At 60.8% G+C, this 20275-nt stretch carries 18 protein-coding genes; all 18 read right to left on the minus strand.

Annotated elements, in window-relative coordinates; genetic code table 11:
• Positions 1-51 precede the first annotated feature (51 nt).
• The 18 genes from DW211_RS05765 to ppdK all read right to left on the minus strand — a co-directional run bounded on the left by DW211_RS05765 (position 52) and on the right by ppdK (position 19968).
• Entirely contained in the window at positions 52-1773 is a 1722-nt protein-coding gene (locus DW211_RS05765; protein WP_233540959.1) for a proline--tRNA ligase, read from the minus strand.
• A complete protein-coding gene (gene ispG / locus DW211_RS05770; protein ID WP_118259768.1) occupies positions 1774-2856 on the minus strand; it encodes a flavodoxin-dependent (E)-4-hydroxy-3-methylbut-2-enyl-diphosphate synthase in 1083 nt (360 codons plus the stop codon).
• A gap of 13 nt (positions 2857-2869) precedes the next feature.
• Positions 2870-4231 carry an RIP metalloprotease gene (locus tag DW211_RS05775; RefSeq protein WP_118259770.1) on the minus strand — a complete coding sequence of 454 codons (1362 nt, stop codon included), beginning with the start codon at positions 4229-4231 and terminating at the stop codon, positions 2870-2872.
• Positions 4232-4256: 25 nt separating this feature from the next.
• Positions 4257-5444: a 1-deoxy-D-xylulose-5-phosphate reductoisomerase gene (gene dxr, locus DW211_RS05780; protein ID WP_118259773.1), complete on the minus strand. Its 1188-nt coding sequence runs from the start codon at positions 5442-5444 to the stop codon at positions 4257-4259.
• Positions 5444-6343 carry a phosphatidate cytidylyltransferase gene (locus DW211_RS05785; RefSeq protein ID WP_233540960.1) on the minus strand — a complete coding sequence of 300 codons (900 nt, stop codon included), beginning with the start codon at positions 6341-6343 and terminating at the stop codon, positions 5444-5446. Before DW211_RS05785 ends, dxr begins: the two co-directional genes overlap by 1 nt.
• A gap of 2 nt (positions 6344-6345) precedes the next feature.
• Positions 6346-7140, minus strand: coding sequence for an isoprenyl transferase (locus DW211_RS05790; protein WP_118259775.1), 795 nt, complete (start codon positions 7138-7140; stop codon positions 6346-6348).
• A gap of 1 nt (position 7141) precedes the next feature.
• Positions 7142-7678 (minus strand): ribosome recycling factor, encoded by a 537-nt coding sequence (gene frr, locus DW211_RS05795; RefSeq protein WP_006236112.1) that lies wholly within the window; start codon positions 7676-7678, stop codon positions 7142-7144.
• Between the two features lie 2 nt (positions 7679-7680).
• Complete coding sequence (gene pyrH / locus DW211_RS05800) at positions 7681-8403, minus strand: UMP kinase (RefSeq protein WP_118259777.1); 723 nt, start codon at positions 8401-8403, stop codon at positions 7681-7683.
• Positions 8404-8521: 118 nt separating this feature from the next.
• Entirely contained in the window at positions 8522-9391 is an 870-nt protein-coding gene (tsf, locus tag DW211_RS05805) for a translation elongation factor Ts (protein ID WP_022094736.1), read from the minus strand.
• Between the two features lie 45 nt (positions 9392-9436).
• Entirely contained in the window at positions 9437-10165 is a 729-nt protein-coding gene (rpsB, locus tag DW211_RS05810; protein WP_006236109.1) for a 30S ribosomal protein S2, read from the minus strand.
• A gap of 219 nt (positions 10166-10384) precedes the next feature.
• Entirely contained in the window at positions 10385-11305 is a 921-nt protein-coding gene (locus DW211_RS05815; RefSeq protein WP_117766655.1) for a tyrosine recombinase, read from the minus strand.
• Positions 11302-12639: a methylenetetrahydrofolate--tRNA-(uracil(54)-C(5))-methyltransferase (FADH(2)-oxidizing) TrmFO gene (gene trmFO, locus DW211_RS05820; protein ID WP_118094263.1), complete on the minus strand. Its 1338-nt coding sequence runs from the start codon at positions 12637-12639 to the stop codon at positions 11302-11304. The genes DW211_RS05815 and trmFO overlap by 4 nt, the downstream gene beginning before the upstream one ends.
• Before the next feature lie 14 nt (positions 12640-12653).
• Complete coding sequence (locus DW211_RS05825) at positions 12654-13589, minus strand: DNA-processing protein DprA (protein ID WP_316242814.1); 936 nt, start codon at positions 13587-13589, stop codon at positions 12654-12656.
• Positions 13586-15109 carry a YifB family Mg chelatase-like AAA ATPase gene (locus tag DW211_RS05830; protein WP_118259778.1) on the minus strand — a complete coding sequence of 508 codons (1524 nt, stop codon included), beginning with the start codon at positions 15107-15109 and terminating at the stop codon, positions 13586-13588. The genes DW211_RS05825 and DW211_RS05830 overlap by 4 nt, the downstream gene beginning before the upstream one ends.
• The gene (locus tag DW211_RS05835) at positions 15109-15594 is read right to left on the minus strand and encodes a YraN family protein (protein WP_118259780.1); all 486 of its coding nucleotides are present in this window, start codon (positions 15592-15594) and stop codon (positions 15109-15111) included. The genes DW211_RS05830 and DW211_RS05835 overlap by 1 nt, the downstream gene beginning before the upstream one ends.
• Before the next feature lie 189 nt (positions 15595-15783).
• Positions 15784-16572, minus strand: a complete 789-nt coding sequence (locus DW211_RS05840) for a ribonuclease HII (RefSeq protein WP_118259782.1) — start codon at positions 16570-16572, stop codon at positions 15784-15786.
• A 93-nt stretch (positions 16573-16665) separates the two neighbouring features.
• On the minus strand, positions 16666-17007 hold the full coding sequence (gene rplS, locus DW211_RS05845) for a 50S ribosomal protein L19 (RefSeq protein ID WP_006236098.1): 342 nt from the start codon (positions 17005-17007) through the stop codon (positions 16666-16668).
• Between the two features lie 210 nt (positions 17008-17217).
• Positions 17218-19968 (minus strand): pyruvate, phosphate dikinase, encoded by a 2751-nt coding sequence (gene ppdK, locus DW211_RS05850; protein WP_118259784.1) that lies wholly within the window; start codon positions 19966-19968, stop codon positions 17218-17220.
• Positions 19969-20275 lie beyond the last annotated feature (307 nt).

Below are 20275 nucleotides of genomic sequence, written 5' to 3' on the forward strand. Positions count from 1 at the left end.
AAGAGAGATACGGAGCAGTCCCGCAATTACATCTAATAGCAGAATCGTCGATTAACGGCGGGCCGCCTTAACAAGCTCGGCAATCTTGGCGACGACCTCGTCGATCGCCACGTCCTCACGCTCGCCCGTGGCACGGTCCTTGAGCTCCACAGTACCATTCTTGAGGCCACGCTTGCCAAGCACGACCTGATACGGGAAGCCCATGAGGTCGTTATCGGCAAACTTAAAGCCAGGACGCTCGTCACGGTCATCGACGACAACCTCGATACCCTCGGCGCACAAGCCCTCGACGATTTGGTCGCAGACGGTTGCGCACTCCTCCTTCTTGGGATCGAGCGGAATCACCGCGACCTCGTATGGGGCAACGGAAACCGGCCAGACGATACCGTGCTCGTCGTTGTGCTGCTCCACGACGGCAGCAAGCGAGCGGGACACGCCCACGCCGTAGCAACCCATGATAAGCGGCTTCTCCTTGCCGTCCTCGTCCATAAAGGTGGCGCCCATGGCCTCGGAATACTTGGTACCCAGCTGGAAGACCTGCGAGACCTCGATGCCGCGAGCAGCAGAGAGCGGCTTGCCGCAGTGCGGGCAGGGATCGCCGGCAACGACGGTGACCAGATCTGCCCACTCATCGACGGTAAAGTCGCGCTCGGGGCAGGCACCGGTAAAGTGATAATCGACCTCGTTGGCACCGCAGGCCCACTGCTTGGACTCGCGCAGGCTCTCGTCGCACACCAGACGGATGCCCTCGGGCAAGTTAACCGGTCCGATAAAGCCCTTGTGCAGACCGTAGGTCTGGAGCTCCTCGTCCGTCATCATGCGATAACCCTTGCCAAAGACATGCTCGGCCTTGCAGTCGTTGAGCTCATGGTCGCCCGGGACGATGGCCACGACGGGCTTGCCCTCGGCATCGATGAGCGCCAGGGACTTGCGCGTACCGTTCTCGGGGAATCCAAAGAACTTAGCAACGGCCTCAATGGTGCCCATGCCCGGAGTCTCGACCTTGGTAAGCGTACCGTCACCGGGACCCTCAGTCACGACGACCTTGGTGCTTGCAGCCTCATCATCGGCGGCAAAACCGCAGTCATCGCAATAGACGAGAGAAGCCTCGCCGGCGTCGGCCAAAGCCATGTACTCGACGGAGGTATCGCCACCGATCTCGCCGGAGTCGGCAACGACGGGCAAGGCCTTGATGTAGCAGCGCTCGCAAATGTTAGCGTAGGCCTGCTTCATCTTGTCATACTCCTCCTGCAAGCTCTCCTGCGTGGCGGAGAAGCTGTAGGCATCCTTCATGATGAACTCGCGACCGCGCATCAGGCCAAAACGGGGACGGAACTCGTCGCGGAACTTATCCTGGATGTGATAGAGGTTCACTGGCAGCTGCTTATAGGAGCGCAGCTCGTTGCGCACCAGGGCCGTGACGGTCTCCTCGTGCGTGGGGCCCAGCACGAACTCGCGACCATGACGGTCGTCAAAGCGCACAAGCTCCTTGCCATAGGCATCGATACGGCCGGACTCACGCCACAACTCGGCATCGACCATGATAGGCATCATAAGCTCCTGGGCGCCGGCGGCGTCCATCTCGTCGCGCACGATGTTCTCGATCTTGCGAATCGAGCGCCAAGCAAGCGGCAGGTAGGAATACAGGCCGGCGGCCTCCTTGCGGATCATGCCGGCACGGAGCAGCAGGCGGTGACTGGCGAGCTCGGCGTCCGCCGGATCCTCTTTAAGCGTCGGCGCATAGAGCTTAGACATATACATTGCTCGGGTCATTTATTTCTCCTCAATAAGCTTGTCGACCTCGGCCATCAGCGCGTCGACAATTTGATCCTCAGCTACTTTACCAATGATCTGGCCATGCGAAAAGAGCAGGCCCTGACCACGTCCGCAGGCAACACCCAGGTCGGCGTCAGATGCCTCTCCGGGGCCGTTGACCGCACATCCCATCACGGCGATCGAAAGCGGCGCGGAATAGTTCTTAAGCCGCTCGGTGACCTCCTCGGCGATGGGAATAAGGTTAACCTGGCAGCGGGCGCACGTGGGGCACGAGACAATCTCGGGACCACGGCGACGCAGGCCCAGCGACTGTAGAATTCCCCAGGCGACCGGCGGCTCCTCAACCGGATCGGCCGTGAGCGACACACGCATGGTGTCGCCGATGCCTTCGGAAAGCAAGATACCCAAGCCTACAGAGCTCTTGATGGTGCCCTGAAGCTTGGTCCCCGCCTCCGTCACGCCCAGGTGGAGCGGAACATGCGGTATCTCGCGCGACAGGGCGCGATAGGTATCAAGCGTCGTCTGTACGCTATGGGCCTTGGCCGAAAGCACGATGTTGGTAAACCCACGGTCCTCAAAGTGCCGCACAAAGCGCTCGCTAGACATCACGAGCTTCTCGGGCTGCGTGAGGTCGTCGCGCTCGGCGATGTCCTGCTCGAGCGAACCGGCGTTAACGCCGATACGAATCGCACAGCCCGCAGCGCCGGCGGCGTCGATGACGGCATCGACCTTAGCCCAATCGCCGATATTGCCGGGATTGATGCGCAGTTTGGCGGCACCAGCCTCGACGGCGCCGATGGCGAGCTTATGGTTAAAGTGAATATCGGCGACAATCGGCACTGGGGACTCAGCACAGATGGTACGGAAGCCCTCGAGCGCGTCCTCGGTGGGCACGCTCACGCGCACGATATCGCAGCCAGCCTGCGCCAACGCGCACACTTGCGCAAGCGTTGCCTGGGCATCAGCAGTATCGGTGCAGGTCATAGATTGGACCACCACCGGCGCGCCGCCACCGATCTGCACGCCGCCCACATGCACGGGGCGCGTCAGCTCGCGAGGCAAAGGATGGGATAAAGACAATCCAAACACTCCCCTACAAAATAAATCGAAGGATGTCGGAACGAAGCATATAGACAAACAGCAGCGCAAAGAGCGCGATGCCCACATAGCTCACAATCGTCTGGACCTTGAGCGGAAGCTCGCGGCCCGCAATCTTCTGAATGATCTCGATGACTAGCTTGCCGCCATCGAGTGGCGGGATGGGCAGCAGGTTCATAAAGCCAAGCGAGAATGAAATGAGGGCGGCAAACGAAAGGAACGTGGCAGGGCCGGCAGCAGCAGCCTGTGAGGACATAACGCTAATACCCACGATCGAAGAGGACTGATCGAGAATCTCCATCGTATGCTGCGGCTGGAGCAGGCGCATCACGCCCTCCGCTGTCTGCACAACATAGGAGAACGACAGGCGAGCCGACGTGATGGGGTCTAAACGGACCACCTGCGTAGAGGCATACACACCTAGGCGATCGTCCTCTTTGAGCGCAACCGTGGTCGAATGCTGCTTGCCGTCACGCTCGTACTCAATGGCGATATCGTCCTTACCGGCAGCCTTGCCGATGGCATCGTAAACGTCCATCCAGGTAGAGCACGATACTCCGTCGACCGAAAGAATCGCGTCGCCGCCCTCGATTCCCGCCGAGGCGGCAATCGAGCCTTCGTCAACCTGGCCAATCACATTGGTATCCACCGGCACGGTGACACCTGCGATGGAATAGATGCTCATAAGGAGCAAAAAACCCGTCAGGATATTGACGATAATGCCCGCAAGCAGCATAAAGGTACGCTTGACAAAGCCCTGGCCCAAATAGGTGTGCGAGCGCTCGCGCGCAAGGAAATCGGCCTCGTCGCACGGCAGTTCCCATACATCGCCCTCGGCAGTCGCATGCCCGCGATCGAACCGACGGCCGTCAAAGGTGGTATAACCCGCCGCGTCACGCGGCAGAGTCTGGTACTTGGTGGGATAGTAGCTGGGCGAAGGCTTTTCCCCTTCTTCATACCAGGGAGCGATAGAGCCCCAGCCCAACAGCAAAGCACAGGCCTCGAGCACATCCTCCTCGGACAGCTCGAGCTCGACGGCAAGATCGGCCACCGTCACCCGGCCGTGGCGATAGATGGCCGCGAGCACGCGATCGGCACACGAGACGTCGGTCGGATCCATACCGCAGATGGCAGCGTAGCCACCCAGCAGCAGCGGGGTCACGCCAAACTTGGTTCCAATGCGACGCGACGTGTAATGGATGTCAAAGCGGCACGGCAGACCCAAAAAGAACTCGGTCACACGGACGCCGCAGGCACGCGCCGCCAAAAAGTGGCCGCCCTCGTGCAAAAACACGAGGACGGAAAGCATCAGCAGGCCCCAAAAGACCGATGAGAGAACGCTCAGAACAGTATCCATAAAACGAAAAAGCAATCCTTATGGGTTAGGAACGGGTTGCGGCGAGCACCTGCGCAGCCTTTTCACGCGCCCACGCATCGGTGTCGCGAAGCTGCTCAAACGAATCGACCACCTGCATATCGTGGGCGTCCATGCAGGATTCCACAATGCGATCGATATCGGTAAAGCTGCAGCCATCGTGCAGGAAGGCATCGACGGCGACCTCGTTGGCGGCATTGAGCACGCACGGCATGGTGCCACCCGTCTTGCCGGCGCGTTCGGCCAGTGCCAGACAGCGGAAGGTATCCATGTCGGCAGCATCAAACGTGAGCTGCCCCAGCTCGCGAAAATCGATACGAGGCGCCGGGGTATCCCAACGCTCGGGATACGAGAACGCGAACTGGATGGGAATACGCATGTCGGATGCACCGAGATGCGCCATCACGGAGCCGTCGGCGAACTCGACCATAGAGTGAATCTTGGACTGACGCTGCACGACCACGTTAATGAAATCGAGGTCGCAGTTAAACAGATGCATGGCCTCAATGCGCTCCAGGCCCTTGTTCATGAGGGTGGCGGAGTCAATGGTGATCTTGGCACCCATGGCCCACGTGGGATGCACGAGGGCATCGGCACGCGTCACGCGATCGAGCTCGTCGCGCGTGCAGCCAAAGAACGGACCGCCCGAGCAGGTGAGCCAAATACAGTGGGCCTCGCGCGGGTTCTCCCCCAGATAGCACTGGTAGATGGCGGAATGCTCAGAGTCGACCGGAATAAGCTGGCCCGGTTGTGCCAACGGCATAAGCAAGTCGCCACCGACGACGAGGGACTCCTTGTTGGCAAGGGCAAGGCGCTTATTCGAGGTCAAGGCCGCATGGCTCGCCTCGAGACCGGCGGCGCCCACAATAGCGACAAGCACGCAGTCGACATCGTCGCGACGCGCGAGCTCGCAAACCGCCTGCGCGCCAACGCCGAGCTTCGTTCCCTCGGGCAACTCCTGCAGCACGGCGTCATCGCCATGAGCGACATCGGCCACGGCAACCGCCGGAACCGAAAACTCGCGGGCAGCGGCAACGAGCTCCGAGGTGCTGGAATTAACGGACAGCGCCGTCACCTGTAGTCGATCGGCATGCTGACGGCACACATCGAGCGCCTGGGTGCCGATAGAGCCCGTACAACCCAGGATGGCAACACGGAGGCGTCCATCGGGGCCATACGTCGTCTGGAATGACATTACAGCACGCCTCCGATCATCAAAAGCAGCTGCGCGGTAATGCAGCCAAAGATAAGCGAGTCGCTACGGTCGAGCATGCCGCCATGGCCCGGGATAAGGTTACCGGAATCCTTGACGCCCACACCGCGCTTGATGCGCGACTCGATGAGGTCGCCGATAACGCCCAAAATGGACACGACCACGCCGCACAGCAGCGCATAGGGCAGGCTGAGCTTGTAGAAGTGCGTCGCCCACAGGATGAGCCAAATCAAAACCGAACCCAGGATGCCGCCGACAAACCCCTCCCAGCTCTTTTTGGGTGAGATCTTGGGAACCATCTTGTGCTTGCCGATACGACTGCCCACGATGTAGGCAAACGAATCGGAGACCCAAAGGGACGCGCAAACGCCCACCGAAAGCAGGGCGCCGGCAAAACCGGGCACGGCATCGCGCAGCAGCACGATAGCCGACAGCATAAAGCCAGTGTAGATTGGACCCATGAGCGTCACGGCCACATCAGAGATGCGGGTACGCGGCGACCAGACATACCAAATGCCCACAGCGAGCATTAGGGCAAAAAGCAGGGCATTCAGCAACATCGAATCACCCAACGCCGACAGCGGAAAGAGCACGGCGGCAGCGATACCCATGCGCTCGTTAGCCATCTTGCCATCGAGCCTTGTCATACGGAAAAACTCATAGCAGCACAGACCGCTCATGACGGAAACAAAGATGGCCGTGGGCACGATACCCAAAACCAGGCACAGGATAAAGACGACGGCGTAGACGATACCGGCGGCGGCACGGGTAATAAAGCCCGCCAGCCACGAACCGGTGCCGCTCTTCGCTGCAGGCGCTCCCGCAGCGGTAGCTTTGCGCGCAGGCGTCTTGGGAGCAGATGCCTTGGGACGATCGGACACGATTAAGCCTCCTCGGTCTTGCTCAGACCACCAAACCTACGGTCACGGCCCTGATAGGCCAAAATGGCGTCGACAAGGCCCCAACGATCAAAGTCTGGCCAATAGGTATTGGTGACGTAGAACTCGGAATAAGCCACCTGCCACAGCAGATAGTTCGAAAGACGCAGCTCACCAGAGGTGCGAATCACAAGCTCGGGATCGGGAAGACCGGCGGTATAGAGGTGGGAAGCCACCATGTCGTCATCAATCGCGGCAGGATCGATCTTACCGGCGGCAGCGTCGAATGCGATCTGACGGACAGCGCGGGTAATCTCGGCACGCGCGCCGTAGTTGACGGCAAGCGCCAGCGTCATACCGGTGTGATTGGCGCACTCGGCTAGACCGCGTTCAAAAACGTCGCGAGTCTTCTTGGGCAGCGCTGAAATATCACCCAAAAAGACAACACGCACGTTTTCGCGCTTCAGAAGCGGCAGCTCGTCGATGAACGTCTTGGCAAACAGGTGCATCAAGACGTTGACCTCATGCTGCGGGCGGTTCCAGTTTTCGGTAGAAAACGCATAGGCCGAAAGCACGTCGACGCCCAGACGCACGCAGGCAGTAATAATCTCGCGAAGGGAGACGATACCCGCCTTGTGGCCCTCAGTGCGTGCAAGACCGCGCGACGTGGCCCAACGACCGTTGCCGTCCATGATGCACGAGATATGGTGCGGAATGTTATTGAGGTCAAGGTCGGAAAAACCGACGCCCGCAGGGGCGTCGGCAAAGTACTCGACCAGTTTATGCTCGTCGTATTGCACCTTAGATCTCCATGACCTCGGCTTCTTTTTCCTTCAGAAGCTCCTCGACCTTGGCGACATACTCATCGGTGTGCTTCTGGACCTTGGCCTGCTCGCGACGGACATCGTCCTCGGTGAGCTCCTCATCGCGCTCGAGCTTGTTGTTGAAGTCGCGACGGATGTTACGGATAGACACCTTGGCCTGCTCGGCGTACTCGCGGCACTCCTTGACGAGCTCGCGACGGCGCTCCTCGGTGGGAGCCGGGAACGGCAGACGGACGACGGTGCCATCGGAGTTGGGGGTAATACCCAGATCGGAAGCGCCGATGGCCTTTACGATGGCGTTGATAAGCGCCTTGTCCCACGGCTCGATGAGCAGCATGTGGGCCTCGGGGGTCTTGACGGCGGCAACCTGCGTGACCGGCGTGGGAACACCGTAATAATCGACGGTGATGTCGGACAGAATGTTGGCGTTGGCGCGGCCGGTACGGACCTTGGAGAAATTATGCTTGAGGGACTCGAGCGACTTGTCCATATGGGCGGTGATGTTCTCTGCCATGCTTAATCCTCCTGATAGACGAGCGTGCCGACGGGCTCACCCGCGAGCGCGCGCTTGACGGTGTCCTCGCCATCGATGTTGAGGACCAAAATCGGCATACGGTTATCCTGGCACAGAGCCGTAGCCGTGGAATCCATAACCTGCAGGCCGCGGACGAGCACCTCATGGTAGGTGATCTTGTCAAAGCGGACAGCGTCGGCGCACTTGACGGGATCCTTGTCATAGATGCCGTCGACCTTGGTGGCCTTGATCAGAATCTCGGCACCGATCTCGCAGGCGCGAAGGGCCGCAGCGGTGTCGGTCGTAAAGTACGGATTGCCCGAGCCGGCAGCAAAGATAACAACGTTGCCCTTGGACAGATGGTTGATAGCGCGACGGCGAATATAGGGCTCGCAGATCTCGTTCATCTGGATAGCGCTCATCACGCGGCAGGGAACATCGTTGTGCTCGAAGGCATCCTGCAGGGCGAGCGCGTTCATAACGGTCGCGAGCATGCCCATGTAGTCGGCCTGAGCACGCTCCATGCCACCGGCAGCGCCGGCCATGCCGCGGAAAATATTGCCGCCGCCGACAACAACGCCGACCTCATGGCCAACGGCGAGCAGCTCCTTGACCTGTTTGGCAAGATGGTCGGTAACCTTGGGGTCGATGCCGTAGTGGCCGTCGCCCATCAGTGCTTCGCCGGAAAGCTTAAGAAGCACGCGTTTATATCGGATGTCGGACAAAGCGATCCTCCTTTAGATTGAACTCTCAACATTCTATCAAAGGCTCTAAGAAGAGCCATGAAAAAGCAGGCTGTGAGTAAAACCCACAGCCTGCTCATTACCAGCTACAAGAGCTTATTTACTCGCCACGGACCAGACGGTCAAAGGCAACGACGGTAATGGTGTCGCCGAGCTCCTTGGAGACCTGCTCAGCGTACTTCTTGATGGTGAGGGAGCTGTCCTTGATGAACTCCTGCTCGGTGAGCACGGACTGCTTGTAGAACTTCTCCAGACGGCCGACAGCCATCTTCTCCTGGATAGCCTCGGGCTTGCCGGACTCGGCAGCCTGAGCCATGTAGATCTGCTTCTCGTGCTCGACGGTCTCGGCCGGAACCTGATCGCGGGTGGCGCAGATCGGGGCGACGGCGGCAACCTGAAGGGCAACGTCGTGGGCGAAGGTCTTGAAGGACTCAGCCTGAGCGGTCTCAGCCTTCTCGAAGGCAAACTCGACGAGGACGCCGATCTTACCACCCATGTGGATGTAAGAAGCGAGCGCGCCGTTCTCGGCCTTGCGGGCGGCGAAACGGGAGATCTTCATGTTCTCGCCCATGATGTGAATCATCTCGGTGAGCTCGGAGGAAACGGTCTCCTCGCCCATCGGCTTCTCGAGCAGAGCGTCGACGTCAGCAGGCTCGGTGGTAGCGACAACCTCGGCGACCTTGGAAGCAAAGCCGGTGAACTTGGCGTTGGAGCCAACGAAGTCGGTCTCGCAGGAGAGCTCGAGCAGAGCGCCGGTCTTGCCATCCTCGGAGACGAACGCGGCGACAGCGCCCTCGTTGGTCTCACGGCCAGCCTTCTTGGCAGCCTTGGCAAGGCCGTTCTTACGCAGAACGTCGACAGCGGCGTCCATGTCGCCGTCAGCCTCGACGAGAGCCTTCTTGCACTCCATCATCGGGGAGTCGGTCATCTCGCGGAGCTGCTTGACCATAGCGGCGGTAATCTGGGCCATTGTGGTTCCTTTCAAAGAGATGAAAAAGAATTAACTAAGACTGATTTACTCGGCCTTGGGCTCAGCGGCCATCTCGGCCTCGGAGACCTGCTCCTTGCCGGAGCCAGCGAGGCAGGCGTCAGCCATGAGCTCGCACATAAGGGTGACAGCGGAGATAGCGTCATCGTTGCAGGGGATGCCGTACTCGACCTCGTCAGGATCGGAGTTGGTGTCGATCAGAGCGACGACGGGGATGTTCAGGCGCTGGGCCTCCTTGATGGCGTTCTCCTCGCGCTTGGTGTCGATGACGAAGAGAGCCTGGGGCAGGCCCTTCATGTCGCGGGCGCCACCGAGGTTGGTCTGGAGCTTGGTGAGCTCCTTGCCGAGCACAGCCTGCTCCTTCTTGGGAAGCACTGCCATGCGGCCGTCCTCGACCATGGCCTCGAGCTCCTCCATGCGGTTGATGCGAGAGCGGATGGTGACGAAGTTGGTCAGCATGCCGCCGAGCCAACGCTGGTTGATGTAGGGCATGTTGGCGCGCTCAGCAGCGTTCTTGACGGCCTCCTGAGCCTGCTTCTTGGTGCCGACGAACAGCACGTTGCCACCCTTGGCGACGTTCTTGACGAAGGTGTAGGCCTGGTCGGCGTCGAGGATGGTCTGCTTGAGGTCGAGGATGTAGATGCCGTTGCGCTCACCGAAGATGAACGGCTTCATCTTGGGGTTCCAGCGACGGGTCTGGTGACCGAAGTGGCAGCCGGCCTCGAGCAGGGTGCGGATATTAATCTTGGTAGCCATGTTAAACCTCCTGTGGTTTGCCTCCGCGCGGGGTCATCCTCCAAAACCAACCCGGACATGTGCTACCAAAGCCCGGGCACCACGGTATGAAGTAGCCGCGCGTGCGTGATAAAAACATGTTGCCGTGAAGCAACCCGATGAATGATAGCAGGAATGCATCTTCGTGCCAACCCGCAATCAAAACCACACACCTGAGTGCGGCGCGGGACGTCCCAGCCACTATTCGCCTCGGGGATGGGCTTGAGCCACGGCACGTTTGAGCCGATCGGGCGTGAGGTGCGTGTAGATCTGCGTCGTGGACAGGCTCGCATGACCCAGCAGCTCTTGAACCGAGCGCAGGTCCGCACCGCCCTCGAGCAAGTCGGTCGCAAAGGTATGGCGCATCGCATGCGGGGCGATGTCGGCCGGAATGCCGGCGAGTGTCGCCAGAGTATGGAACCGCCGCCTGAGCATGGCGGCACTCATGCGATTACCGCGCGCCGATATAAGCAGCGGATGCGGCCCGGTAGTGGGGTCACGGCGCTTTGCCTGAGCGAGCAACTCCGGCCGCCCCTCCTCAATATAGAGACGCGTCGCCTCGAGCGCGCGACGATACAGAGGGACGATACGTTCTTTGCTCCCCTTGCCCCACAGGCGCAGCGTGCGTTCGGACCACACAATGGACTCCACATTGAGTGCTGCGAGCTCAGAGATACGGGCGCCCGAGGCATAGAGCAGCTCGAGCATCGCCGCATCGCGCAGTCCCGCGGGTGTTGAGGTATCAGGCGTCTTGAGCAGCGCCTCCACCTGTTGGGTCGTCAGCACACCGGGTAGATCGCGCGGGAGCTTGGGCGAGGAAATTGCCGAGACCACATCGCCCTCCACGACCCCCTCGGCAGCCATCCACCGATAGAGCGAGCGAATGGCAGACAGGTGTGCCGCAAGCGTTCGGGGAGCCACCTGCTCACGCGAAAGTTCGGCAAGATAGCGACGAATGGTGCGCACGTCGGCAGCGAAAGCATCTATATCCTCACGCTCGCACCAGGCAGCAAAACGCTCCAGCCTCGAGCCATAGGCCGTCACCGTGTTGGGAGAAAGTCCCTCGACACGTGAGATATAGGCGATAAACGAGTCGACGGTGTCGTACAGGTCAAAGGCTATGACCGGTCGCCTCCAAACAAATCGGGGCGAGTGGCCAGATAGGCATCAAGGGCCTCGAGCGCACGGTCCGCATAGGCCTGGTAGCGGTCGCGCTTGCTGCGGCGCTTACCATCCTCGAGTGGCGGCACCAGGCCAAAGTTGACATGCATAGGCTGATAGCCCACGGTGGCAGGATCGGTCGCATAGCCCACGAGCGCACCCAGGGCGCCCACACGCGGCAGCTCGACGCCCGCGGCCCCGATAGCCTCGGCATAGGTGTTGAGCGCCGCGAGCAGACCCGTCGCCACGGCTTCCATGTACCCCTCGGTGCCGGTAATCTGACCGGCCAGGCGCACGCCGGTGCCGGGCACGGCAAAGGTGCCATCGAGCACGTGCGGGGCGTCGACAAAGGTATTACGGTGCATGACACCGTAGCGGAAGAACTCAGCGTTCTCCAGGCCCGGCACCATATGGAAGACGCGCTTCTGCTCGCCAAAGGTCAAGTTGGTCTGGAAGCCCACCAGGTTATAGGCGGTCTTCTCCTTATTCTCGGCACGCAGCTGAATCGCCGCCCAGGGACGACGACCGGTTCGCGGGTCGGTGAGGCCGACGGGCTTCATGGCGCCAAAGCGAATGGCGTCCTTGCCGGTGCGCGCAACTTCCTCGGCAGGCTGGCAGGCCTGGAACAGATCGCCGCCCTCAAAGTCCTTGAGCACCACGCGGTCTGCCGTGGTAAGCGCCTCGATAAAGGCCTCGTACTCCTCCTTGTTGAGCGGAGCGTTGAGATAGTCGCCGCTCCCCTGCTCCTCGTAGCGCGACTGCGAGAACAGCACGTCCATATCGAGCGTGGAGGCATCGACGATCGGCGCCGCGGCATCGAAGAACGCAAGGGCGTCGCCACCGACGAGCTTCATGACCTCTTCGCTCAGCGCCGGCGAGCACAAGGGGCCGGCGGCAATGACCACGTGACCTTCGGGAATCTGCGTGACCTCGCCGTGAATGATCTCGATATTGGGACGGGCGGCAACCTCGGCCTCGACAAGCTCGGAAAACTTGACGCGGTCGACCGCCAGGGCACCGCCGGCGGGAACAGCCGCGCGATGGGCGCAATCGAGCAGGACTGAACCCATGCGCTCAAGCTCGGCCTTCAGCAAACCAGCCGCGGAATCCGGACGGGTCGACTTAAACGAATTGGAACAGACGAGCTCTGCCAGGTGATCGGTATGGTGGGCCGGGGAGCTCACCTGGGGGCGCATCTCGCACAGCTTTACGGAAAACCCGCGATCCGCCAGCTGAATCGCGCACTCCGAACCCGCCAGACCGCCACCGATAACCGTCACCTGATCAAACAGCATCTGCAAACACCTTTCTAATTGACATGTTTTCCATTGTGACCGAAGGGTGTCTGGGCGTGAAGAGCAAACTTGGAGGGCGCATACCTTCCATCCATCATGCGCTCGATAAGGCCCTCGAGCTCAAGCGAACCCAGGAGCTTAAGTACGCCAACGGCATCGAGCGAGACGAGTGCCGCGATGTCGTCGACCTTGAGCGGAGAGGCGATGAGTGCATGCATCACGGTCTGCTGTGTTTGATCTAGGTCGGCAATGCCGGGAGCATCGGGGCGCGAGTAGCGCAGGGTGCCGTAGATGCGTGAAATAGCCATCTCGATAGATTCCTCGTCGATGATGCAGCAGGCACCGTTCGCAATGAGGTAATTCGTGCCACGCGACTCGGGCGATAGGATCGACCCCGGCACGGCAAGAAGTTCTCGCCCCAAATCCATAGCAGCCTCGGCTGTAGAAAACGTCCCGGAAGGCATACCCGCCTCGGATACAAAGAGGGCTTGCGACAAGGCCGCGATTACGCGATTGCGGCGCGGAAAGGCAAACTTGCGCGGACCCATGCCCCACGGAGAGATCGACACGACCGCGCCACCCGTATCGAGCGTGCGCGTAATAAGCCCCGCGCTCGAACGCGGGTAGACCACGTCGGCGCCCGTCCCCAGCACCACGACGTGTTTGCCGCCAGCGTTGACCGCAGCCCAACCCGAGGCCTGGTCACAACCGACCGCGCCGCCCGAGACTACCGTCACGCCCGCCTCGACCGCCACCTTTGACGCAAGCTCTGCCACGGCAAGACCATACGGCGAGGCCTTGCGCGCGCCGATGATGGAGAGCGCGGGCGTCGAAAGCACCTCGGGGTTGCCGCGCACATAGAGCGTCTGGGGTACATCAGAAAGCTCCAAAACGGTCTCGGGATACAACGTATCACCTGGATGCAGCTCGAAGGTTCCCTCGGCCATCATTGGTCCCTCCTTCCCTGGTACATCGCCGCCTCGAGCACGTGGTCCTGCGTCACATGCTCGCTCTCGGCGACATCTGCGATCGTGCGCGCAATGCGAACCAGGCGCACGATGCCGCGGCCCGTGAGATGCGTGCGCTTCGACAGGCCGAGCACACACTTCTCCGCCGTATCATCGAGCTCAAAGGTCGAAACGACGCCGTCAATGGACCGTGTCTCGTCATCCTCGGCCTCGGCATCCGCATCGTCCATACGGGATTCGCGCCAAGCGCGAAAAGCGCGACCGCGCACAACGTAGTCACGTAACTCAGCTGACGACATACCCTCCGCGCCCTCGATAATCACCTGAGGGTCGGGACGGGTCACATCGATCATCATGTCGATACGGTCGGCCAAAGGACCGCGCAGTTTAGACCGATAGCGCTCGACCATCGCCGCCGAGCAGCGACACGGTACCTCACGATCGCCCAAAAAGCCGCAGGGGCAGGGATTGCTCGCAGCCAGCAGCTGAAAGCGCGACGGGAAGGTAAAAGCCCCGTCGACGCGTACGATCCTGACGTAGCCGCGTTCGATGGGCTGACGCAGCGTCTGCAGCACACCCGTGGGAAACTCGGCAAGCTCGTCCAAAAATAGCACGCCGCCATGAGCAAGGCTGATCTCACCCGGGTGCACCGGGCGCCCACCGCCGATAAGACCTGCGGTCGAAATACTGTGATGGGGACTGCGGAAGGGCCGGTGCCCCGCCAACAAGCCATCAATGTTCTCACCCAAAACCGAATGGATGCACAGCGCCTCCTGTTGATCCTCAACGGAAAGCTCGGGCAGGATGCCGGTCATACGACGCGCGAGCATCGTCTTGCCCGATCCCGGGGACCCGATCATGAGCAAGCCGAGTTCTCCTGCCGCCGCAAGCGCCATGCCGCGTTTAGCGACTTCCTGCCCCAGCACGTCGGCATAGTCGAGCTCAGGCTCAAAGGTCGCCTCGACGCCCTCGGAATCCAGATAGTGCCGAGCCGCCTCGCCCATGCCATGGGCAAGCTGAGACAAATGATCGATGAATCCACAATCCACGCCCGCGAGCGGCACATGCTGATCGGACCTGCCGGCGATAAAGGACAGCCCCATATCACGCGCCAATAGCTGAAACGCCACCTCGCCCTTGACGGGAAGCACCGTACCGTCCAAGCCGAGCTCGCCGGCGATAAGGCAGCGATCGAGGTTGTCACGGGGAATCTGCCCATCGGCCGCCAGAACCGCGATGGCGATGGGCAGATCAAAGCCGCTACCGGTCTTGCGAATATCGCCGGGCGCTAGGTTGACCGTAATGCCCGAGCGTGGGATCTCGAACCCGGCGGAGCGCATCGCGCAGCGAATACGACCGCGTGACTCCATCACCTCCATACTCGGAATGCCGAGCATTTGGATGCCCGGAACACCACCGGCAAGCGAGACCTCGACCGTGACATGAATCGCCTCGACGCCACGGATGCAGGCCGCGTGAACGGCAAACGTCTCGAACGCCATCACGACACCTGCCAATCGAACGCGTTGTACTGATGCTCGATCTCGGCGATATGCCCGCCACGAATGGTGACGCCCACGGCATCGAAGCGAATCGCCTTGAGCGGATAATGCTCCATAAGATAGCAACTTGCGATGCGGCGGTAGCGGCGTTGCTTTTGGGCGTCCACGGCCTCCTCGGGAAAGACCCGCGTGCTGCAATCCAGTGCAACGCGTCTGGTCTTGACCTCGGCCATCACCACGACATCGTCGAGCTCATCGAGCAGCACCAGATCGGCCTCGCCCTCGGTGCAACGATAACCCTGCTCAAGCAAGGAGTAGCCGCGCTCGTTAAAGTAGTCGATGGTGATCAGCTCGCCCAGCATACCCAGCTCGCGGGGACTGAGCCCCTTGATAAACTCGGGCGTCATCGCCCCGCAGTCGAGCTCGCCGTTTTCCCAACGCTCCTTGAGTTGCTGCGTCTTGCTCTTTTTGCTTGCGGCACTCATGGGGTCTCCTTTCCCGCACACTGCATTGCCCCGATGATGAGGGCACCTTTCATGCGGGTAAGTACCGGAAGCAAACCAAAAACTGACCAAATGCCGTCAAAAAACGGGCCGTACGCAGCAATGGTGTTGCATACGGCCCGCTACCAGCAGGTTTATAAAACTCCAGAGGTCCCTGTCTCCACAATTGACCTAGAAAAGGCGCTCAGTCTGCAGAAAGTTTCCGCAAAAGCTCACGCGGTGCAGCGGACAAAGTCCATGCTTGCGAATGGCCTCGATATGCTCGGGGCTTGCATAGCCCTTCGACTCGGCCAGATGGTACTCGGGATACTCGGCGTCGTACTCGACCATCATCTCGTCACGCGTCACCTTAGCCATGATGGACGCCGCGGCGATACAGGCGATTTTGGCATCGCCCTTCACCACGTCGCGCTCGTTGGGAACGGCGCCCAAGGGGTTACCATCCATGAGGACACAGTCGGGTTCAAGTCCCGTATCGGCCACGGCGCCCGCGACGGCGGCACGAATGGCACGCGCCATGCCCATATCATCGATATCCTTAGGCGCGATATGGCAAAAACCGATCGCCGTCGCCACCTCGGCAATCTTCACCGAGAGCAGCTCGCGGCGCGCCGGCGTGAGCTTTTTGGAATCGTTGATGCCCCAGACGCGCGGCTCCATAGGAAGACAGACGGCGCACACCGTCAGGGGACCGGCCACCGATCCGCGACCCACCTCGTCGACACCAACGATCACCCCATCGCCGCCAAGCTCATGCATAAGCTCGTACATGTCATTGACGCGCTCGCGCTCGGCAAGCTCTTTGGCATGGCGTTTGAGGGCACGCTCGCAAGCCTTGATCACCTGCTGGCGCGGATCCTCGCGATAATGCTCCACGAGGGCGGGAATCTCCTCAAACGTAGCGCTCGCCAACTCACCGGCAACCTGCGATGCCGAAACCGAGCTCGTCATGTTGGCCATACCAGGCCCTCCTTGCATGCAAATCAGATAAAAAGAAGGGCCACCCGAAGGTGACCCTTGTGTCCAAACGAGTGGACAGACGCTGCGATCTTCTTAGCGCTTCTCGGGGATGCGAGCAGCCTTGCCCACCTTGTCGCGGAGGTAGTACAGCTTGGCGCGACGGACGCGACCATGACGAACGACCTCGAGCTTGGCGATCTTGGGGCTGTGAAGCGGGAAGGTACGCTCAACACCGACACCGAAGGACATCTTGCGGACGGTGAAGGTCTCGCGGGCACCGGCGCCGGCCATGCGGATGACGTCGCCCTGGAAAACCTGGATGCGCTCGCGGTCGCCTTCCTTAATGCGGTAGTGAACCTTGACGTTGTCGGCGACGCGAACCTGAGGAATGTCCTCGCGGATCTGCTGACGCTCGATTGCGCGGATGTAATCCATGTGCAATTCCTTACTCTTCTAGAGGTGCCGTACCACCTTGGCCGGCACGTAGTTGAACAAACGTATTCGAGTATACACGCGCGGGTTTCTGCTGCAAGAACAATTTTTTGCGCAGACAAAAAGACAAAACCCGCACATGATAACCGCCCGCCTCACGAATGAGACGGGCGGTATGAAGGGGGGCTACGCTAGGCGTCTAAACGCTAAACGCTAGGCGGAACGCTTGGCCTCGAGCTTGGCCTGGGCGGCAGCCAGACGTGCGAGGGGCACACGATAGGGCGAACAAGACACGTAGTCCACGTCGGCCACGTTAAACAGGCCCTTGATGGACTTGGGGTCGCCGCCGTGTTCGCCGCACACGCCAAAGTGCATGTCGGGATTGGTGGCGCGGCCCTTCTCGACGGCCAAGCGCACGAGCTCCAGCACCGCCGTGTCGATGGTCTCGAAGGGGTTGTCCTTCAGGATCTTCTTGTGCAAGTACAGCGGAATGAACTTGGCCTCGGCATCGTCGCGGGAGAAGCCGAAGGTCGTCTGGGTGAGGTCGTTGGTGCCAAAGCAGAAGAAATCTGCGTGATGGGCGATCTCGTCGGCGACCATGCAGGCGCGCGGCAGCTCGAGCATCGTGCCCACGGGAATGTTGAGCTCGACACCTTCCTCGGAGGAAACCTCGGCGATCACGCGCTCAATGACCTCGCGGGTCTGGACATGCTCTGCCGTGATGGAAACGAGCGGAACCATGATCTCGGGGCGTGGGTCGACACCATCCTTGATAAGGCGGGCAGCAGCCGTGGCCACGGCGCGGACCTGCATGAGCGGCAGATCGCCAAAGACGACGGACAGGCGCACGCCGCGCAGGCCGAGCATCGGGTTGGACTCGACCATGCCGTCAATGCGACGCAGGCGGGCGCGCAGGACGGCAAGCTCTTCCTCGCTGGCGCCAGCGGCTTCCTTCTTGGTGATGGCGACCTCGAGCTCTCGAGGATTATCCAAGAACTCATGAAGCGGCGGATCGAGCAGGCGGACGACCACATCGCGACCGGACATGGTCTTGAACATCGCCAGGAAGTCCTCGGTCTGAACCTTGAGCAGGTCGGCCAGGGCCTGCTGCTTCACGGCCTCATCGTTAGACAGGATAAAGCTCTGGATGATGTTCTTGCGATCGCCCAGGAACATGTGCTCGGTGCGGCACAGACCGATGGCCTCGGCGCCAAACTCGAGTGCGAGCGCGGCGTCCTCGGGGTTGTCGGCATTAACGCGCACGTGGTTGGCGTGGCCACCGGTCTCGTCCAGACGAATCTCGTCGGCCCAGGACAGGATAGTGTCCAGATCGCCGGTGAGCTCGGCCGAAACCAGATCAACAGCGCCGTCGACGACGATACCCTGGGTACCGTCGATGGAGATGACATCACCCTCATGCAGCACGCGGTCGCTGCCCTCGATGTGCACGACCTTCTCGGCGGCGTCGATATGGAAGCGTTCGACACCGCAGACGCAGGGCGTACCCATACCGCGGGCGATAACGGCGGCATGGCTCGTCTTGCCACCGTGACTGGTCAGGATGCCCTCGGCGGCAACCATACCCTTCAGGTCGTCGGGGTTGGTCTCCCAGCGAACCAGAATGACCTTGTGGCCCTCGGCGGAACGCGCGACGGCGTCATCACTCGAGAACACGACCTCACCCACGGCGGCACCGGGGCTGGCGTTAAGGCCGCTGGCCAGGGCCTCGTACTTCTTGGAGGCGTCGAACTGCGGGTGCAGGAGCTGATCGAGCTGCGCGGGATCGATGCGGCTCACGGCCTCCTCGCGGGTGATGAGGCCCTCCTCGACCATCTCGATAGCGATGCGCAGGGCGGCGGTAGCAGTGCGCTTGCCCACGCGGGTCTGGAGCATCCAGAGCTTGCCCTGCTCGATGGTGAACTCGATATCGCACATATCGCGGTAATGATCCTCGAGCGTCAGGAACACGCGCTCGAGCTCCTCACCTGCGGACTCGAGGCCCGAGGTGGTCTTGAGGTCGGCGATGGGCTCGGTGTTTCGGATGCCGGCGACGACGTCCTCGCCCTGGGCATTCACCAAAAAGTCGCCATAGAACTCCTTGGTGCCGTCGGCCGGGTTGCGCGTAAAGGCGACGCCGGTCGCAGAGGTCTCGCCCTTGTTGCCAAAGGCCATGGCCTGGACGTTGACGGCGGTGCCGAGCTCGTCGGAAATGCCGTGCTGTTTGCGGTAAATGCAGGCACGCTCGTTCATCCAGCTGCCAAAGACGGCCTGGATGGCAAGGCGCAACTGGAGCTCCGGATCATGCGGGAAGACGGGCTTGCCGTCGGCAACCTCAAGCTCGGGATACAGGGTCGCCTCGACGTTATCGGAGAAAATACCCTTGAACGTCTCGACAAGCTCCTGCAGGTCCTCGGCCGAAAGCTCGGAATCGACGCGAACGCCGGCGACCAGGCGGGCCTGGGTCAGAGCGTTCTCGAATAGGTCGGCGTCGACGCCCATGACGACGTTGGAGAACATCTGGATAAAGCGACGGTAGCTGTCCCAGGCAAAGCGCGGGTTCTGCGTCTGCGCGATAAGGCCCTGGACGGAATCGTCGTTGAGGCCCAGGTTGAGGACCGTGTCCATCATGCCGGGCATGGAGAACGGAGCGCCCGAGCGAACCGACACGAGCAGCGGATCGGAGGCATCGCCGAGTTTCTTGCCGCAACGGGCCTCGAGGTCCGCCTCGGCGGCAACGATCTCATCGAGTGCGCCTTCGGGCCAGACGTTGCCGGCACCGGAGTACTCGACACAGGTCTGGCAGGTAATGGTAAAGCCACCGGGAACCGGCAGACTGATGCGGCTCATCTCGGCAAGGTTTGCGCCTTTGCCGCCAAGCACGAAGTTCATGGATTTGTCGCCCTCAGTGACACAGGTGCCCTGGGCGTCGGTTCCAAAACGGTAAACCCTCTTGCAATCGCTCACGATACTTCCCCTTCCATGCGCTTACGCGCACGACCGTGGTAACGAATCGACCCGCCGGATGCGGGCCGTGAGGGAACTATACGGCGGGTTTTGGACAGGCTTGAGCAGAGGGTGCGCGGTTTGGTAAACGTGCTAAAACTAGCGGTAAACGGTAGGTAAAGGTGGTTACCTTATGAAGATACCAATATAAGAAACTCGCAGGTCAAATACAAGTTAATTGCTAAACCGCTTTACCAATTCAGGCTTATTAGCCACTCCAATGATTTTTTAAGGCTCTGTTAGACCAGGATTGACATACATGTGTCCC

The organism is Collinsella sp. AM18-10 (assembly GCF_003471585.1).
In the GTDB taxonomy this organism is placed as follows: Bacteria; Actinomycetota; Coriobacteriia; order Coriobacteriales; family Coriobacteriaceae; genus Collinsella.

What these genes read in the sequence shown, in the direction of transcription:
- DW211_RS05765 (WP_233540959.1), bottom strand. Translation starts at nt 1,773, where the DNA reads ATGACCCGAGCAATGTATATGTCTAAGCTCTATGCGCCGACGCTTAAA.
- DW211_RS05775 (WP_118259770.1), bottom strand. Translation starts at nt 4,231, where the DNA reads ATGGATACTGTTCTGAGCGTTCTCTCATCGGTCTTTTGGGGCCTGCTG.
- dxr (WP_118259773.1), bottom strand. Translation starts at nt 5,444, where the DNA reads ATGTCATTCCAGACGACGTATGGCCCCGATGGACGCCTCCGTGTTGCC.
- frr (WP_006236112.1), bottom strand. Translation starts at nt 7,678, where the DNA reads ATGGCAGAGAACATCACCGCCCATATGGACAAGTCGCTCGAGTCCCTC.
- tsf (WP_022094736.1), bottom strand. Translation starts at nt 9,391, where the DNA reads ATGGCCCAGATTACCGCCGCTATGGTCAAGCAGCTCCGCGAGATGACC.
- rpsB (WP_006236109.1), bottom strand. Translation starts at nt 10,165, where the DNA reads ATGGCTACCAAGATTAATATCCGCACCCTGCTCGAGGCCGGCTGCCAC.
- trmFO (WP_118094263.1), bottom strand. Translation starts at nt 12,639, where the DNA reads ATGCTGTTTGATCAGGTGACGGTTATCGGTGGCGGTCTGGCGGGTTCG.
- DW211_RS05825 (WP_316242814.1), bottom strand. Translation starts at nt 13,589, where the DNA reads ATGATGGCCGAGGGAACCTTCGAGCTGCATCCAGGTGATACGTTGTAT.
- DW211_RS05830 (WP_118259778.1), bottom strand. Translation starts at nt 15,109, where the DNA reads ATGGCGTTCGAGACGTTTGCCGTTCACGCGGCCTGCATCCGTGGCGTC.
- DW211_RS05835 (WP_118259780.1), bottom strand. Translation starts at nt 15,594, where the DNA reads ATGAGTGCCGCAAGCAAAAAGAGCAAGACGCAGCAACTCAAGGAGCGT.
- DW211_RS05840 (WP_118259782.1), bottom strand. Translation starts at nt 16,572, where the DNA reads ATGGCCAACATGACGAGCTCGGTTTCGGCATCGCAGGTTGCCGGTGAG.
- rplS (WP_006236098.1), bottom strand. Translation starts at nt 17,007, where the DNA reads ATGGATTACATCCGCGCAATCGAGCGTCAGCAGATCCGCGAGGACATT.